The 1,556-nt window shown below is 69.1% G+C and carries 1 protein-coding gene and 3 pseudogenes; 3 read left to right on the top strand and 1 reads right to left on the bottom strand.

Translation table 11 applies throughout. The features are described from left to right. The 3 genes and pseudogenes from CEK68_RS20185 to CEK68_RS20175 all read left to right on the top strand — a co-directional run. Positions 1 to 247: pseudogene (locus CEK68_RS20185) on the top strand (TerC family protein); the annotation flags it as partial. 74 nt (positions 248 to 321) lie between these two features. Then, on the top strand, positions 322 to 954 hold the full coding sequence (locus CEK68_RS20180) for a LemA family protein (protein ID WP_152240456.1): 633 nt from the start codon (positions 322 to 324) through the stop codon (positions 952 to 954). Between the two features lie 111 nt (positions 955 to 1,065). After that, positions 1,066 to 1,473, top strand: a pseudogene (locus CEK68_RS20175) (TPM domain-containing protein); the annotation flags it as partial. On the opposite strand, the pseudogene CEK68_RS21360 reads toward CEK68_RS20175, so the two are convergent. After that, positions 1,464 to 1,556: pseudogene (locus CEK68_RS21360) on the bottom strand (YgcG family protein); the annotation flags it as partial. The pseudogenes CEK68_RS20175 and CEK68_RS21360 sit on opposite strands and share 10 nt — an antisense overlap.

The raw sequence follows: 1,556 nt of genomic DNA, 5'->3' as shown, positions 1-1,556 counted from the left end.
GGCGGCGATGCTGCTGGCGGCCAATCCGCTGGGCCGCTTCATCGACGCCAACCCGACGGTGAAGATGCTGGCGCTGGCCTTCATCCTGATGATCGGCGTGGTGCTGATCCTGGACGGCCTGGACGTGCACGTGCCCAAGCCCTACATCTACGCGGCGATGGGCTTCTCGGTGCTGGTGGAATGGCTGAACCTGCTGATGCGCCGCCGCGCCGCCGCGCACCAGGTGCCCGGCGCCGGGAAGTGGTGAGCCGCCACTGAGGTCGGCTGCGTTTTCACCGGCGGCGTGGCAAGCTGCGCGCAGTCATCCGCCGGAGTCCTCGCATGCGCCTGTTGTCCCGCTCCCTGTTTCTGGCCGCGCTGGCGGTGTTGCTGTCCGGCTGCGGCTACAACGCGATCCAGCAGAAGGACCAGGCGGTCAAGGCCGGCTGGTCGGAAGTGCTGAACCAGTACAAGCGCCGCGCCGACCTGGTGCCGAACCTGGTCAACACGGTCAAGGGCTATGCCGACCAGGAGCGGCAGGTGCTCACCGACGTGACCAACGCCCGCGCCCGCGTCGGCCAGGTGCATGTCAATGCCGACGATGCCGCCTCGCTGCAGCAGTTCCAGCAGGCGCAGGGCCAGTTGTCCAGCGCGCTGTCGCGGTTGCTGGTGGTCAGCGAGAACTACCCGAACCTCAAGTCCGACCAGGCCTTCCGCGATCTGCAGGCGCAGCTGGAAGGCACCGAGAACCGCATCACCGTGGCGCGCGGCCGCTACATCCAGGCGGTGCAGGACTACAACACCTACATCCTGTCCTTCCCGCAGGTGCTCACCGCCAAGATGTTCGGCTACAAGGAGAAGCCCAACTTCTCGGTGGAGAACGAAGCGCAGATTTCCGAGGCGCCGGCGGTGAACTTCGGTGGCCAGCCCGCGTCCGCTCCACAGCAGCCGCAACAGCCGGCGCCGGCGCACTAAGCGCCGCCGTGGGCCGGCGTGACCATGCGTTCCGCACCCGTGGTGACTGAGCGCGCTGCCGCATCGGCGGCGTCGCGTGGCGCCGCTCGCCGCCGGCTCGCCGGCGTCTGGCTGGTGCTGCTGCTGGCGTTGCTGCCCTGGCTGGCCTGGGCGCAGGCCGAGGCGCCGATCCCGCCGCTGGATGCGCCGGTGGTCGACACCACCGGCACGCTGACGCCGAACCAGCGTCTGGAGCTGGACCGGCAGGCGGTGCAGTTGCAGCAGCGCAAGGGCAGCCAACTGCAGGTGCTGGTGGTGCCCAGCACTGCGCCCGAGAGCATCGAGCAATACACCCAGCGCGTGTTCGACCAGTGGAAGCTCGGCCGCAAGGGCGTGGACGACGGCGTCCTGCTGGTGGTGGCCAAGGACGACCGGCGCGTGCGCATCCAGCCCGGCTATGGCCTGGAAGGCGCGATTCCCGACGCCACCGCCAACCGCATCATCCAGGAGTACCTGGTGCCGCGCTTCCGCGCCGGCAACGCTTCGCCGTCGATCAGCTTGACCAGCATCGCGGTCGCTTCGGAAATCCCGCCGCTGTAGTCGCCGGCGCGGAAGCGCGGCAC

This window comes from Xanthomonas sp. LMG 12461 (assembly GCF_009192935.1).
GTDB classification, from domain to species: Bacteria; Pseudomonadota; Gammaproteobacteria; order Xanthomonadales; family Xanthomonadaceae; genus Xanthomonas_A; species Xanthomonas_A sontii.
This window is presented reverse-complemented; position numbering and strand designations above follow the sequence as displayed.